9 protein-coding genes and 1 pseudogene are annotated in these 14857 nt (G+C 56.4%); 4 read left to right on the top strand and 6 right to left on the bottom strand.

Annotated features, from left to right (window positions below; genetic code table 11):
• Positions 1-108 precede the first annotated feature (108 nt).
• The 3 genes from GCM43_RS14640 (at position 109) to GCM43_RS14630 (ending at position 5020) form a co-directional block, all read left to right on the top strand.
• Complete coding sequence (locus GCM43_RS14640; protein WP_152245501.1) at positions 109-1395, top strand: MFS transporter; 1287 nt, start codon at positions 109-111, stop codon at positions 1393-1395.
• Positions 1396-1609: 214 nt separating this feature from the next.
• A complete protein-coding gene (locus GCM43_RS14635) occupies positions 1610-3148 on the top strand; it encodes a sensor domain-containing diguanylate cyclase (protein ID WP_193315624.1) in 1539 nt (512 codons plus the stop codon).
• Positions 3149-3439: 291 nt separating this feature from the next.
• Positions 3440-5020 (top strand): isocitrate lyase, encoded by a 1581-nt coding sequence (locus tag GCM43_RS14630; RefSeq protein ID WP_152245497.1) that lies wholly within the window; start codon positions 3440-3442, stop codon positions 5018-5020.
• A 156-nt stretch (positions 5021-5176) separates the two neighbouring features.
• On the opposite strand, the gene GCM43_RS26510 is transcribed toward GCM43_RS14630, so the two are convergent.
• A complete protein-coding gene (locus GCM43_RS26510) occupies positions 5177-6859 on the bottom strand; it encodes a methyl-accepting chemotaxis protein (protein WP_152245495.1) in 1683 nt (560 codons plus the stop codon).
• A 372-nt stretch (positions 6860-7231) separates the two neighbouring features.
• On the opposite strand from GCM43_RS26510, the gene GCM43_RS14620 reads away from it, so the two are divergent.
• Positions 7232-9292, top strand: coding sequence for a M13 family metallopeptidase (locus tag GCM43_RS14620; protein WP_226929494.1), 2061 nt, complete (start codon positions 7232-7234; stop codon positions 9290-9292).
• Positions 9293-9469: 177 nt separating this feature from the next.
• Here the strand turns inward: GCM43_RS14620 and GCM43_RS14615 are convergent, their stop codons facing one another.
• The 5 genes and pseudogenes from GCM43_RS14615 to GCM43_RS14590 all read right to left on the bottom strand — a co-directional run bounded on the left by GCM43_RS14615 (position 9470) and on the right by GCM43_RS14590 (position 14716).
• Complete coding sequence (locus GCM43_RS14615; RefSeq protein ID WP_152245494.1) at positions 9470-9910, bottom strand: STY0301 family protein; 441 nt, start codon at positions 9908-9910, stop codon at positions 9470-9472.
• Positions 9911-9933: 23 nt separating this feature from the next.
• The gene (locus GCM43_RS14610; protein ID WP_152245492.1) at positions 9934-10320 is read right to left on the bottom strand and encodes a BPSL0067 family protein; all 387 of its coding nucleotides are present in this window, start codon (positions 10318-10320) and stop codon (positions 9934-9936) included.
• Positions 10321-11168: 848 nt separating this feature from the next.
• On the bottom strand, positions 11169-11501 hold the full coding sequence (locus GCM43_RS26575) for a DUF5076 domain-containing protein (protein WP_152245490.1): 333 nt from the start codon (positions 11499-11501) through the stop codon (positions 11169-11171).
• A 617-nt stretch (positions 11502-12118) separates the two neighbouring features.
• Positions 12119-12538: pseudogene (locus GCM43_RS14600) on the bottom strand (group II intron reverse transcriptase/maturase); the annotation flags it as partial.
• Between the two features lie 696 nt (positions 12539-13234).
• Positions 13235-14716 carry a phosphoribosyltransferase-like protein gene (locus GCM43_RS14590; RefSeq protein ID WP_152245488.1) on the bottom strand — a complete coding sequence of 494 codons (1482 nt, stop codon included), beginning with the start codon at positions 14714-14716 and terminating at the stop codon, positions 13235-13237.
• Positions 14717-14857: the final 141 nt, after the last annotated feature.

Here is a 14857-nt window from a genome sequence, read left to right as displayed (position 1 = left end):
CGCATTTATTTGGCAAGCGCACACAGGCGTCATCGCATTTACTCGCAGGCGGGAAATGCGTATGCTGTCTCTGGCAGTTCATCCCAATAAAACATAACGACGAGACACATGGCCACCTCTGCTACTTCTGCTGCACGCCCCCTGACCAGACAAGACTACAAGACCCTGTCCCTGGCCGCCCTTGGCGGCGCGCTGGAATTCTACGATTTTATTATCTTTGTTTTCTTTGCCAACGTCATCGGCCAGTTATTCTTCCCGCCGGACATGCCTGACTGGCTGCGCCTGCTGCAGACCTTCGGCATCTTTGCCGCCGGCTATGTGGTGCGGCCGCTGGGCGGCATCGTGATGGCGCACTTTGGCGACCTGCTGGGCCGCAAGCGCATGTTTACGCTGTCGATCCTGATGATGGCGGTGCCGACCCTGCTGATCGGCCTGCTGCCGACCTACGCCACCATCGGCCTGGCCGCACCGCTGCTGCTACTGCTCATGCGCATCTTCCAGGGCGCCGCCGTTGGCGGCGAAGTACCGGGCGCCTGGGTGTTTGTTTCTGAACACGTGCCCGGCCGCTATACCGGCTTTGCCTGCGGCGTGCTGACAGCGGGCCTGACAGTCGGCATCCTGCTCGGTTCCCTGGTGGCCACCGGCCTCAATACCGTCTACATGCCCGAAGAAGTGGCGGCCGGCGCCTGGCGCTATCCGTTCCTGCTGGGTGGCGTGTTCGGCTTTGGCGCCATGTATTTGCGCCGCTGGCTGCACGAGACGCCGGTGTTTGCGGAGATGCAGCAACGCAAGACGCTGTCGCTGGAAATGCCGCTCAAGTCGGTGCTGCGCAGCCATCGCGGTGCGGTGGTTGTTTCCATGCTGCTGACCTGGCTGCTGTCGGCCGGCATCGTGGTGGTGATTTTGATGACGCCTGCGCTGCTGCAGAAAATCCACCATATTGCGCCGCGCACCACGCTGGTGGCCAATGTGGCAGCTACGCTGGCGCTGGCGTTCGGCTGCGTGATTGCCGGCACGCTGGCCGACCGCCTGGGCGGCAAGCGCGTGATCCTGGTCGGCTCGCTATTGCTGGCCATCGCCACTTATATCTTCTACACCACCATCGGCAGCCGCCCCGACCTGCTGCTGCCGCTGTACGCCATGACCGGTTTGTTTGTCGGCGTGGTCGGCGCCGTGCCTTGCGTGCTGGTGCAGGCGTTTCCTGCGCAGGTGCGCTTTTCCGGCCTGTCGTTTTCCTACAATCTGTCGTATGCGATTTTCGGCGGCCTGACGCCGGTAGTCGTCACGCTGATGCTGAAAAACAATGTACTGGGACCGGCTTACTACGTGATTGCTATCTGCGCGATCGGCGTGCTGACCGCACTGTTTATCCAGCGCCAGCCGGCCACCCACTAGGCAAGATACCAGCGGCAGGCGCTGCGCCAGCAGTGCTGCCGCCTGCAATATTGCTGATCAATAAATTCAAGATCGCCTGGTGGTGCTTGTGATACCGTATGGCCAGCAGGCACCTTCCGGCAAGCACCGCCCCATGCCCAGGCTGGCGTGGTTCTTGCCTCCCATTTTGCCGGACATACTGATGCAGGGAGCAACGTACATCGCGGATCCGTCTTTGCAAAGTCTGCGCGACAAGAAGCGGCCGCTGGTCGCCCTGATGGCCAGCGTGATGGTCGTGATCTGCCTTGCGCTGGGCGGCGCCTCGGTCTGGCTGGTCTGGTCCTCGCACGAGATGCGCCTGCGCGAAGCCCGGGTTTCTACCCAGAACATGGCGCTGACGCTGGCCTCGCAAGCCAATACCGCCATCAAGATTGCCGACGTGATCCTCGACGACATCGTCGAGCGCACCGAGCGTGAAGGCAGCACCGGACTCGCTGGCGAACGGCTGAGCATTTACCTGGCGCGCCAGATACGCAAGGTGCCGGCCATCCACGGCCTGTTTGTCTATGATGCGCAAGGCGTGTGGAACGCCACCTCGCTGGGCCGCCAGCAAAAAGGCAATAATGCCGACCGCGATTACTTTATCTTCCACAAAAACAACAAGCAAAACACCACCCTGATCAGCGCGCCCGTGCGCAGCCGCTCCACCGGCCACTGGATCATTCCCGTCTCGCGCCGGCTCGAGTACAGCGATGGCACATTTGCCGGCGTGGCGCTGGCCACGCTGCGCCTCGACTCGTTCGAGCGCTTCTACAACAGCCTGGACCTGGGCAACACCGGCACGGTCTTTTTTGCGCTGGAGAACGGTACCCTGCTCTACCGGCGTCCGTTCCAGGAAAAGTTGATCGGCACCAATCTGTCATCGGGCGCAGTATTTACCAGCTACCACAAGACCGGCCGCGCCAGCACCGAAATGCTGGTGGCCACGGTGGACGGCATCGAACGGCTGTACACCTACCGCCGCCTCGACGACTTCCCCGTGCTGGTGGCGGCAGCGCGGTCAAAGCAGGATATTTACGCGCCCTGGAAAATCTTCAGCACCCAGATCCTTCTGGGCGCGCTGCTGTCTATTGCGGCGCTGATCTGGTTCTTTCGCAAGCTGATGCGCCAGATCATTATCCGCGACCATGTTGAAACTGAACTGCGCACGGCCAGTCTGGAACTGGAAAAAGCCAATGCCGAACTGAAAACCATCGCTCTCAAGGACGGCCTGACCGGCCTGGCCAACCGCCGCTCGTTCGACAGCGCACTCGATTACGAACTGAAACGTGCCCGGCGCGGCCACCAGGCCGTGTCGCTATTGATGTTGGACGTGGATTTTTTCAAAAAGTTCAATGACGCCTATGGCCATGTGGCAGGCGACGACTGCCTGCGCGCCGTGGCCGGCGCCATTGCCGGCAGCGCCGTGCGTGCGGCCGATACCGTGGCGCGCTATGGCGGCGAAGAGTTTGCCGTGATCCTGCCCAACACCGACAGCGCCGGTGCACTGACGGTGGCCGAAGCGATCCGCACGGCCGTGATGGCGCTCGGTATCGCGCATGCGGCCAACCCGGCCGGCACGGTCACGGTCAGCATTGGCGCCGCCACCGCCAGCGCACAGGACCATGGCGCAGCCGACAAGCCCGGCCTGCTGCACCATGCCGATGCGGCGCTGTACCAGTCGAAAAATGACGGCCGCAACCGCGTCAGTGCGTGGCGGGACGGCGCCAGCTGAGCACAATAATGTGCGTTCGCATCAAAAGCTGAAAAAGCGTTTCACATTGTAAAAACATGCACGCCGCAGTGCAGCATGCGTTGTTCCATTTCTTGAAAATTCATTCCACATCATAAAATTAAATATATAAGCCATTGAAATTGAACGATTAAATTTAACTTATATGTCTTATATAAGACTTGATGAATACCTGTGTAATCGCCTACTATTTAGTCATGCAGTTTGCTTCGACCACCGGTCGCAGCGCACTCGGCGGTTTTCTCAAACAAGCTTTTCTTTCAGGAGATTCACATGTCCCAATATCAAGACGACATCAAGGCAGTTGCAGGTTTGAAAGAGCAACAAGGCAGCGCATGGAACGCCATCAACCCCGAGTCCGCCGCCCGCATGCGCGCGCAGAACAAGTTCAAGACCGGCCTCGATATCGCCCGCTATACGGCAGGCATCATGCGCGCCGATATGGCCGCCTACGATGCCGATCCGTCCAAATACACGCAGTCGCTGGGCTGCTGGCACGGTTTTATCGGCCAGCAAAAGATGATCTCGATCAAGAAGCATTTCAACAGCACCGACCGTCGCTATCTGTATCTGTCAGGCTGGATGGTGGCAGCACTGCGCTCGGAATTCGGTCCGCTGCCGGACCAGTCGATGCATGAAAAAACAGCCGTCTCAAGCCTGATCCGCGAGCTCTACACCTTCCTGCGCCAGGCCGATGCGCGTGAACTGGGCGGCCTGTTCCGCCAGCTCGGCGCCGCCGAAGGCGCCGCCAAGGCCGCCATCCAGGACAAGATCGACAACCATGTCACGCACGTGGTGCCCATCATCGCCGACATCGACGCCGGCTTTGGCAACGCCGAAGCAACCTACCTGCTGGCCAAGCAGTTCATCGAGGCAGGCGCCTGCTGCATCCAGATCGAGAACCAGGTGTCCGACGAGAAACAGTGCGGCCACCAGGATGGCAAGGTCACCGTGCCGCATGAAGATTTCCTGGCCAAGATCCGCGCCATCCGCTACGCCTTCCTGGAACTGGGCGTGGACAACGGCATCATCGTGGCCCGCACCGACTCGCTGGGCGCCGGCCTGACCAAGCAGATCGCCGTCACCACCACGCCGGGCGATCTGGGCGACCAGTACAACAGCTTTCTCGACTGCGAAGAAGTATCGGCCGATGCATTGGGCAATGGCGACGTGATCATCAAGCGCGAAGGCAAGCTGCTGCGCCCGAAACGCCTGCCCAGCAATCTGTTCCAGTTCCGCGCCGGCTCCGGCGAAGCGCGCTGCGTGCTCGACTGCATCACCTCGCTGCAAAACGGCGCCGATCTGCTGTGGATCGAAACGGAAAAACCGCATATCGCCCAGATCGGCGGCATGGTCAGCGAAATTCGCAAAGTGATCCCGAACGCCAAGCTGGTCTACAACAACAGCCCGTCGTTTAACTGGACGCTGAACTTCCGCCAGCAGGTCTATGACGCGATGAAAGCCGAGGGCAAGGATGTGTCGGCCTACGAGCGCGGCCAACTGATGAGCGTGGAATACGACAGCAGCGAACTGGCCGTGCAAGCCGATGAAAAGATCCGCACCTTCCAGGCCGATGCAGCGCGTGAAGCGGGCATCTTCCACCACCTGATCACGCTGCCGACCTACCATACGGCAGCCTTGTCGACCGACAACCTGGCCAAGGAATACTTCGGCGACCAGGGCATGCTCGGCTACGTGGCCGGCGTGCAGCGCAAGGAAATCCGCCAGGGCATCGCCTGCGTCAAGCACCAGAACATGTCAGGTTCCGACCTCGGCGACGACCACAAGGATTACTTCAGCGGCGAAGCGGCGCTGAAGGCGGCGGGGAAAGATAACACCATGAATCAGTTCTAGACGCTGAAGTTGTCGGGTTACGCGCTGCGGTTGTCGGGTTACGCGCTGCGCGCTAACCCGACCTACCCCGACCTACCAATTGAAATGATCGTAGGTCGGCTTAGCGCAGCGTAAGCCGACAAGCAACAGCAACAGCAACCAGCAACAAACTCCGGCTTAAAACTCTTCCCAGTCTTGCTCGCCATTGACGACGCGTTTGGTAGGCAGCGCTGCTTGCCTGACAACCGGCGTCCTGGCAACCACGGTCACCTGCTTGCGTGCCGGCGCAGCCTTGGGACGCGCCACAGCCACCTGGTCGAGCTTGAACACGCTGACCGTCTGCGCCAGGCGGCTGGCCTGCTCCTGCAGCGCCGAGGTGGCCGCGGCCGCCTCTTCCACCAGCGCCGCATTTTGCTGCGTCACGGTGTCCATCGACGTAATCGCCTGGTTGATCTGCTCGATGCCCACTTCCTGCTCGCGGCTGGCGGCGGTAATTTCGCCGACCAGGCTGGTTAGGCGCTGTACGCTGGAGACGACTTCACTCATGGTGCTGCCGGCGGTGCTGACCAGCCTGTTGCCAGCTTCCACTTTTTCTACCGAGTCGCCGATCAATGTCTTGATTTCCTTGGCGGCGCCGGCCGAGCGCTGCGCCAGGTTGCGCACTTCGGTGGCCACCACAGCAAAGCCGCGGCCCTGCTCGCCGGCGCGCGCCGCTTCCACAGCCGCATTGAGCGCCAGGATATTGGTCTGGAAAGCAATGCCGTCGATCACGGAAATAATATCGACAATCTTGTTGGCCGAGGTGTTGATCGACTCCATCGTCACCACCACCTGCGACACCACCTCGCCGCCGCGCTGCGCCACTTCAGCAGCCGACTGCGCCAGCTGGTTGGCCTGGCGTGCATTGTCGCTATTCTGCCTGACGGTGGAGGTGAGTTCCTCCATCGACGAAGCGGTCTGCTCGAGCGCGCTGGCCTGCTCTTCGGTACGCGAAGACAAGTCCATATTGCCGGTCGCCACTTCAGTGGTCGAAGTAGCGATCTCGTCGGTACCGCTGCGCACTTCGCCGACGATATTTTTGAGCTTGTCGTTCATGTCGGACAGCGAAGCGAGCAGCATGCCGATTTCGTCTTTGGAGGTGCTGGTAATGCGGCTGGTCAAATCGCCTGCCGCCACGGTCTGCGCCACCTGGACGGCCTGATTGACGGGCACGGTAATGGAGCGCGTAATGAGCCAGGCCAGGCCAATTGCGGCCAGCGCGGCCACGCTTGACAGCACCAGCGTGGAAGTGATGGCCACCTTGCCGTCGGCGCGCGCCGTCTCGCCAGAGCGCGTCATCAACTCCTGCTGGTAATCGACCATGGTTTTGAGGGCGGCGAAAAACGCATTCTGTGGCGGACGCAGGTCTTTCAGCACAAATGCTCCCGCCGCCTCGACCTGCCCGTCACGCAGCAGCTTGACCGCCTGGTTACGCGCCGCGGCATAGGCGTCGCGATTGACCATCAGGCTATCGAACAACTGCTTGCCCTTGTCGCTATTGATGATCGCCTTGAGATCACCAAGCATTTTGACATTCTTCTGCACTGACTCTTCCAGCCGGCTCAGCGAGGTGCTCACTTCGGCAGGATCATGCCCGCCGATGGTGGCGTTACGGATAAAGCGCGCCTGGACATTGACTTCGTCCTGAATCGCCCTGGCCAGCGTGACCTTGACATAGCGGTCGTCGAGGATATTCGAGACCGCCGAGTTAATGCTATGGATGCGCCCGATGGCCACACCGGCAACCAATAGCAGCAACAGCAATACCACACCAAAACCGGCTCCCAGCCGCGTACCGATTTTCAGGTTTGAGATATTCATTTTTTTCCAGTAAAGAAGTGTAGGGAAACGCATGTTCAACACACGAAGAAACCCGGACGCACTAGGCAAACGGACACAAGACTATCTACCGCAAGAAGCAGTATGGAAAACACAGAAGCGGGGAGTAGGCAACTGCAGAGCACAGCCAAGGCACAGGACGGGGGACCTTGATTTTCATTTGAAATCAAGTCGTTACGGATTTTATTTAATTAATTAGCTTGAAGCAAGATTTTAGTGGGATGTGTTGTTAAAAAAAATAACAATGGAAATCTGGCAGGCGATATAACGTTGCCCGGCAGGTATAATCTTTGGCCACATCCTGGCCCTGCACGCTTCTTACAAGGAAGCACCATCAAAGTTAAAGGAATTCTTGTGCACCGTTCATTTCAACGCTCCCTGCTTAGCGCAGCCTGCTGCGCGCTGTTCGCCCTGTCCTCCCCTGTACTGCATGCCCAACAGGCTGCCACCGCAACGCCGCTGGAATCGGGCATCGACCTGAAAACCCTCGACACTTCGGTGCGTCCGCAAGACGATTTCTACGCCTACGTCAACGGCGTATGGACCCGCAACACGGAAATTCCTGCCGACAAATCGGTGTGGGGCACCTACATCGAACTGCGTGAAATCGCCCAGGGCCAGCTGCGCGCACTGATCGACGCCACGCTGAAAAACCCCGGCAAGGCCGGCAGCGAAACACACAAGATTGCCGACCTGTACAACAGCTTCATGAATGAAAAAGCACGCAATGCAGCCGGCTTCAAGCCGCTGCACGGTGAGCTGGCGCGCGTGGCCGCCGTGAAAGACAAGAAAGAGCTGCCGGCGCTGTTTGCCTACATGCAAAAAAATGGCATCCAGACGCCATTCTCGGCCGGCGTCACGCCCGATGCGCAAGACCCGGACAACTACACGGTCAGCGTCGGCCAGTCCGGCCTGGGCCTGCCGGACCGCGACTACTATCTGAAGGATGACGACGCCAAGCTGACGGCGGTGCGCGCCAAATACCTGCAGCATATTGAAACGCTGCTGACCATGAGCGGCGACAAAAACGCCGCCGCTCACGCTGCCCAAGTGCTCGATATCGAAACGCGCCTGGCCGCCGCGCAATGGACGCGCGTGCAGCAGCGCGACCCGGTCAAGTCGTACAACCGCGTAGCCTTTGACCAGTTCGCCACGCTGGCGCCGGCGTTCGACTGGCAAGCCTACTTTACCGCTGCCGGCTTTGCACCGAAGGCCTCGTCTGCCGTGGTGCGCCAGCCGAGTTTCCTGAGCGGCTACTCGCAAGCGCTGGCCGAAGTGCCGCTGGACGCCTGGAAAAGCTATCTGAACTGGCGCATTATCGAAAGCTACGCCGCCTACCTCGACAACGCCACCGTCAAGGAACGCTTTGCCTTCGAAGGCACCACCCTGCGCGGCGTGCCGCAAAGCGAGCCGATGTGGCAACTGGCGCTGCGCTTTACCGACGGCGCCATCAGCGACGCCGTCGGCAAGCGCTACGTGGCGATGTATCTGCCGCCGGAAACCAAACCGCGCGTAATGGCCATGTACGAGAACTTCGCCGCATCCTTCAAGGACGGCATCGAGAAGCTCGAATGGATGGGCCCAGAAACCAAGAAAGAAGCCCAACTCAAACTGGCCGGCCTGAAACCGAAGATCGCCTATCCTGAAAAATGGCGCGACTACAGCAGCATGAAAACCCAGCCGACCGACCTGGTCGCCAACGTGCGCGCCGCGCGTGCCTGGGGCCGTCAGCAGAACCTGGCCAAGCTGGGCAAACCGGTCGACCGCGACGAATGGTCGATGACGCCGCAAACCGTCAACGCCAGCTACAGCCCGGCGCTGAACGCCATCACCATCCCCGCCGCCATTTTGCAGCCGCCGTTCTTCAACGTGAAAGCCGAAGACGCCGTCAACTATGGCCTGCTGGGTATTACTTTCGGCCATGAAATCAGCCACGCTTTTGACGACTCCGGCAGCCAGTACGACGCCCACGGCCGCCTGCGCAACTGGTGGACGGCCGAAGACCGCGCCGCCTTCAAAAAACTGGCCGCCGGACTGGTCAAGCAATACGGTGCCTACAGCCCGGTGCCTGGCTACCATATCAACGGAGAACTGACGCTCGGTGAAAACATCGGCGACAACTCCGGCCTGTCGATCACCTACAACGCCTACCAGCGTTCCTTGAACGGCAAGCCTTCGCCGGTGATTGACGGCCTGACCGGTGAGCAGCGCCTGTATATCGGCTTCGCCCAGAAATGGCGCGCCAAACTGCGTCCGGAAGCGGCGATCGCCCAGATCAAGAGCGACCCGCACTCCCCAGGCGAATTCCGCGCCAAGGGCACCGTGATGAACCAGCCGGGCTTCTACAAAGCGTTTGATATCAAGCCGGGCGACAAGATGTATCTGCCGCCGGAAGAGCGCGTCATTATGTGGTAAGCATTGAAATGCCGCTGGGGGGGGTTAGGGGTCGGACTGACCCCGGCATTTTCGCTGTTCGGGTTAAGCGTGAAATGTCTGGTGGGCTTAACTTAACGGCATTAGGGCTTGGCCCATGAAGTGCGTAGTATAAAAAGGCCGTTCGGTGCAGACCGAACGGCCTTTGTTTTTCAGCCCTCACCTGCAATCGACCCGCACTTCGCCCTGCCCCGCCTTCCCACCTTTGCGATAGCTGATCTCGCAAAAGCGCACACCGTCATCGAGCCTTTTCGACAGCGAAATTTCCCCATACGCACCATAGCTGCATTGCAGCCACTTTCCATCGGGATAACTGCCTTCCAGCCGATAGCGCGCCACCGACCATCGCTGCTGCTTGCGCTCGCTACCGGGTACCAATTGCCCTCGGCGCTGTGGTCGGCCATCAATGGGCGCGGCCCCACTCAGATAAAGCGGCCCGTCAACATAAGGCGTCCAGCCGGAAGGCACAGGCTGCAGCTGGATTGATGTGGCAGGGATGCTTTCCGGGCAGGCAAGCTGCGTACTTGGTGCTGACTGCGCGAGCAGCGGCAGCGCGCTGCCAGACAACATTACCCACGCAACTCTTGCTTCAAACAGCATGACAGTCCTGCGCATGGCGGCTCCTATTCAATCACGAAAAAGGCGTCGGCATTGTTGCTGGGGTCGATGTACAAGCCATCCTTGTTCTGACCTTTGGCACGCAAAACGCGTGACGACACAATGCCGTAGCGTTTGTTGACCCACTGATCCATGACAAGTATGCCGTCCGCCATCTGCCCCATATACAGCGCCGCGTGATTGCCGGATCGGTGATTTGCATATTTCCCGTTAACAAACGTGGCAATCGCAGTGCCTTTGCGCAGTAGTCGATTCCCCAGCACTGCTTCACCCTGCTTCCAAGACAGCGTGGCAGGTGCACCGGCGTAGTGCCGAACCAGCGCAACGCAGTGGTGGTTGCCGACCATGTTGGTTTTTTCGAGGTCGTCGACTTTGGTGTAGGTGTAGGACATGGGGCTCTCCGTGGGTAGGGGGAGAGTTGACGATACGTTGGTGAAGAATGATCGGATTGAGCGGGGTTAAAGATTCGGAAAAGGACATCAGGAGAGTGCGACCAACTCGACTTTCTGACGAGGTTGATGCGCCAAATGGCCGACCAACAAGCTGTTCAAGCCTATTTTTCGTTCGATTTGACGCGATGCTTTGTGGTTGCCGAGCTAAAGGCACGCGGGAGCCCACATGCACCCAGGAACAAATGCAACAATGAAATATGCCAGACCGGACCAAGCCACGATCACAGCAATTCGAAGCAACCTTTTCACCCAGGAGCGTGCAAAATAGCTTGCCGTAAAAATGGCGGCACCCAATGCCATGAGGAGCGCGACGGGTTCCATGAATGGAGGTAGCAGCAGGTGTAACAGGTACTCTGAGAACATGAGCGCCACTTTGGTAGCGGGAATACTTACTACTGCAAAAGCAAGCGCAGCGCTGTCCCGGAGTGAGGCTTGCTGGAGATTCATTACACCACTCCCGCTGGATGTATCTGACCATTCGCTGTAACAACCGTCACAATAATCCCACGAGCTGTTCCCAAAATCGGTCTCCGAACTTCATCCCTAAAAAGCCACATAAGAAAATTGCCGGCAAAATTACGACAATCCAGGATGCTGACGTAGCAAGTGAAAAACCGATTATGACGATGATCGCAATGAAGACACCGAGCACGGCTCCACAAAAAAATGGTGTTTTTAGCTCATCAGGGCTGACCGTGCATTCATCTGATTCATTCATATTTTAGTGGCGCTGTCGCGACTGAGAGTGTGTAAATGGTAGATTTTTGCCGATAGTGTATCTAAATTAGTCACGGTCGGTTCCTCGCCGAATTCAGCCTACTATACAAATCCGCCTTTAGCACCTGAAGTTGGCGCAGCGACCTCATCGTTAAAGCTGTGGAGAATTTTTTGTAGAGCAGTCGCCTCGGCTTTTGCATCTTCGGGTACAGAGCTTTCGATATATGCCTAGCAGCATCTGCGAGGATTACTCCCCAAGCCAATTCCTCGTCAATACCCATACCGTCTCTATACATGCCAATCTTTAGTGAACAGTGTAATTGCCTCTCAGCCACCCATACACGCAGTATTTCGACAGCATCGATGTTTCGTTGTGCTGCGAGAGGGATTGGTCGCTCATTCATAAAATCTCTCCACAAATTTTCAACGGTTGCTTTTTGCTGGCTGCAGACTATTGTAGCTTATTTAGCAATATCAAAATATCGAACATTCTCACACTGTGCGAGCCAACTACTTGACAGCTCTAGGGCATGTATACGAGCGAGTTTTTTTACTTGGCCTGGAATGATGCCCAACCTAGCCAAGCAAGTTGCACTCAAGCGAGGGGTTACCGGGGCGTCTCAGTTCTGCCAATTGGACACAAGATGATGCGTTAGGCGCCGTGGAAGCATGCTCAAGCCGAACCTGCTTAGAACCACGAACGCGCGCCCACGGCGCGCGGAGCTGCCGCGCAGCGGCAGCAATCAGTTAATCGGCATAGGGGGTAGTCCAAGGCTACTCCCCTGCCACACCACCCGGCATGCTGGTCCGCACCGGGCGGTTCGAGAAGTTGAGGTCAAAGCAAGCGCGGCACGCCCAGCATGTCGAAGTACGCGATGGTCAAGACGTATTTCAAGTGCCTGTTACTGTTGCGCCACCAGCCTAGACGCTTCGCGGCAACCCGGCGAGCAATGGGCTTAGGAGCGCCAAGTTTCAGCAACGCCCGATAGATACGATGGCTGTGCTTCCATTGTTTGAGCTGTATCCGTTGCAGCATTTTTAGCAGTGCTTGCTGGATCAGACGATCCGTTACCGTCGGTATGCCGAGCTCACGCTCGCCACCATCCGGTTTGGGAATCGTCATTCGACGCACTGGACTGGGCCGGTATGTCCCTGCCAGCAGTTGTTCTCGTATGCACGGCCAGGCAGTCGCCAGATGACGAGAGGTCTGGTTGATATCCAGTCCATCGACGTCTGCCGCTCCCTTGTTGGTGCGAACACGCTTGAACGCCCGCCGCAGGTTCTCTGTCGTCAGCGCAGCTTGCAGCAGCGCTGTTCCTGTCTTGTCGATTCCATGTCGCGGGCCACAAACTTCGCCGCTGGAGGTGCATGACCGAGCTTCACCCAGCCCCACAGTCTCCCGCCCCGCCAAAGCGGGCATCTGACGCACTGCCTGTTGCATCGATGTTGACAAAAACCCCTTCTCGTTTGCCCTTCACTGTCGGGGTCGAGCCTTCCCGGCGCTACCGACAGCTACTACGGCCTCTGCTGACTTACCGCTCCGGATTTTTTTTCTGTCGCCCTTTCAAGCACAAGGCGGGATCTCCCCAGGTAAGGGCCGCACTCCTTTACCACACAATCGCCGCATCTACGGAATCAGGCCTTGATCAAAAGAGTTTCGCGGTCGAATGTCCGCTTACCCTGCCTGACACCGCCTTATATCCGGTTCGTATCCCTCGGCGCATGGTTTATGCTCCACGCTTCCTTCCCACACTTGGTTACCCTCGTGCAGTTGCGCTTCACTTCGTTCGCTGTGATCAACTTACGGCGGGACTTGCACCCGCAGGAGTACGCCATACTGGGCGCACATTCGGAGATGGCCGGGCCGGCAGGCCCGACCCTTCGAATTCGCGCGCACGCCCCGCAGGGGGCGTGCTTCTCTCTGCCTGCGGACGAAAAGAAAAGCTACCCGAGGGTAGCTTTTCTTTTTTCGTCCTTGGTGAGAGGGGGGATTCCTATCAATGCAAGTAACCCATGTAGCGCTACGGCCTTGCTCTTCCCGGCTAGCCACATGCCCCAAAATATGCCCTTGAAAGCTGCACGACTTTGCCTAAAGGCAGACAATCTACAATACTAAACTCTCCTATCACGAGTATTTTTATTTGCTTTTCTTTCCTAAGGGTTCTATTTCTTCAAAAATTTTATCTACGTGAACTTTAAGTTGTGAAGAAAAATTTTCGTATTTTTCTAAATCGATAAACTCATCGATAATTTGTGCAATTCGATCTGAATTCGCGTACACCGGCCCCCTCTTAAGAGTAGCCATTTCTACCTCGTGCAACCATATCTCATTATTTGTCTCTCCGATCTGATCAGGAAGACCAGGAAATCTGTCGCGTTGCGAATATATTTTTGCAATATCAAGAAGTCCCATAAAGGTTGGATTTAAATGCATAACCTGTACGCCTTCAAGGTTGGATAACCGTACCGCAGCCCGCACAGCATGTTTGTCGTTATCCAAAACGAAGATAGCGTATTTTCTGCTATCCCTAAGAAGCTCCAACAATCTTGGTGACTGATACAACCCGCCCAATGCTACCGAATTAATATTACCAACTCCCAAACGAGCTGACAGATTTTGTCTTTTACTTAAATAATCAACAAAAATTTCATCAACCTTCCCTTCTACGAAAAGCGTTACCTCTGCCGTCTGGCGAATGTTAGGATTTTTTTGGCTTGGCTTAGCTTCGGCAGACTTTGCGCGTTCATCTGCTGCGCTCTTTAAAATTTTTGCAGCGCCAATAATCTTGCCGGCGCGAGGGAATAGAGGCTGCCATCCTTTACTGCTACTCCATATGATCGGCAACGTTGTATTGGGCGTGTTGTGATCGAAAACTAACAACCCTCCCAAATCAGTGTAACCAAGGCTAGAAGTGGAAATATTTCTGCAATATCTTTTTATCTTTTCCAAGGCCACGTTTCTTTCCGATACTGGCATCCCCGAATAGAATACTCCATCCAAATTGGCAACCGTGTCATTAGTATTATATTCAAGTGCCGTCACTACAGTCGCACCAGTTTCGTCAAGAACATGTTTAATTCCATCACTATAGCCGGCCACAGTTAACACAAATATATTTCTCGACCGCGACAGTGAATAAACTTCTTCCCCAACTCTCTTCACCTCTTTTGCGATGGTCCGTCCTGATCCGATCACGTCATCAACCAATACAATATTGTCAATTTTCGTTAAATTGAGAATATCCTCTTCATCACTTGAAACAAAGTTATCTTCCGCGATATCCGCTGTTACTCTGTAATGATATGCAATTAATGATCCACTCTTAGCCGAGCTGCCAATAGCTGCGAACAAAGTATTATCCCCTTTTAGAGGTGTTCCCTTCTCTGATATTTTTCGCAGTAGCTTAGTGTGTGCAATTTCCAGCGCGGCCCTGACCTCACTTATTCCTAAAACATCAATGTGTTCAAGAATTCTAACCGCAAGACCATAGTCTTCGGCTTCAAATTGCAGGACCCACCTAATTGCGTGCTCCAAAGATACATGCACTGGCCAACTTTTTATGGCAGCATCAATTTTCTCAACAAGACTATTTAAACTAGATGGGAGAGCATTTATCAATTTCTATCCTTTTTCATTATTAAAAATATCAAAACTTAATTTTTTGCAAATATTATTTCGATGGATACTGAAAAATTAACAAAAGCAAATATAGGTAGAGCATATCATTTCATCAAAACATAAGTGCGTAAATTCTCACAT

The organism is Janthinobacterium aquaticum, assembly GCF_009208565.1.
Classification (GTDB): Bacteria; Pseudomonadota; Gammaproteobacteria; order Burkholderiales; family Burkholderiaceae_D; genus Janthinobacterium.
Note: the sequence above shows the minus strand (reverse complement) of the source record. Positions and strands in the feature narration are given on the sequence as shown.

Bases quoted from the DNA above. Each gene is read 5' to 3' on its own strand.
- GCM43_RS14640 (WP_152245501.1), top strand. From the start codon at position 109: ATGGCCACCTCTGCTACTTCTGCTGCACGCCCCCTGACCAGACAAGAC.
- GCM43_RS14630 (WP_152245497.1), top strand. From the start codon at position 3,440: ATGTCCCAATATCAAGACGACATCAAGGCAGTTGCAGGTTTGAAAGAG.
- GCM43_RS26510 (WP_152245495.1), bottom strand. From the start codon at position 6,859: ATGAATATCTCAAACCTGAAAATCGGTACGCGGCTGGGAGCCGGTTTT.
- GCM43_RS14615 (WP_152245494.1), bottom strand. From the start codon at position 9,910: ATGCTGTTTGAAGCAAGAGTTGCGTGGGTAATGTTGTCTGGCAGCGCG.
- GCM43_RS14610 (WP_152245492.1), bottom strand. From the start codon at position 10,320: ATGTCCTACACCTACACCAAAGTCGACGACCTCGAAAAAACCAACATG.
- GCM43_RS26575 (WP_152245490.1), bottom strand. From the start codon at position 11,501: ATGAATGAGCGACCAATCCCTCTCGCAGCACAACGAAACATCGATGCT.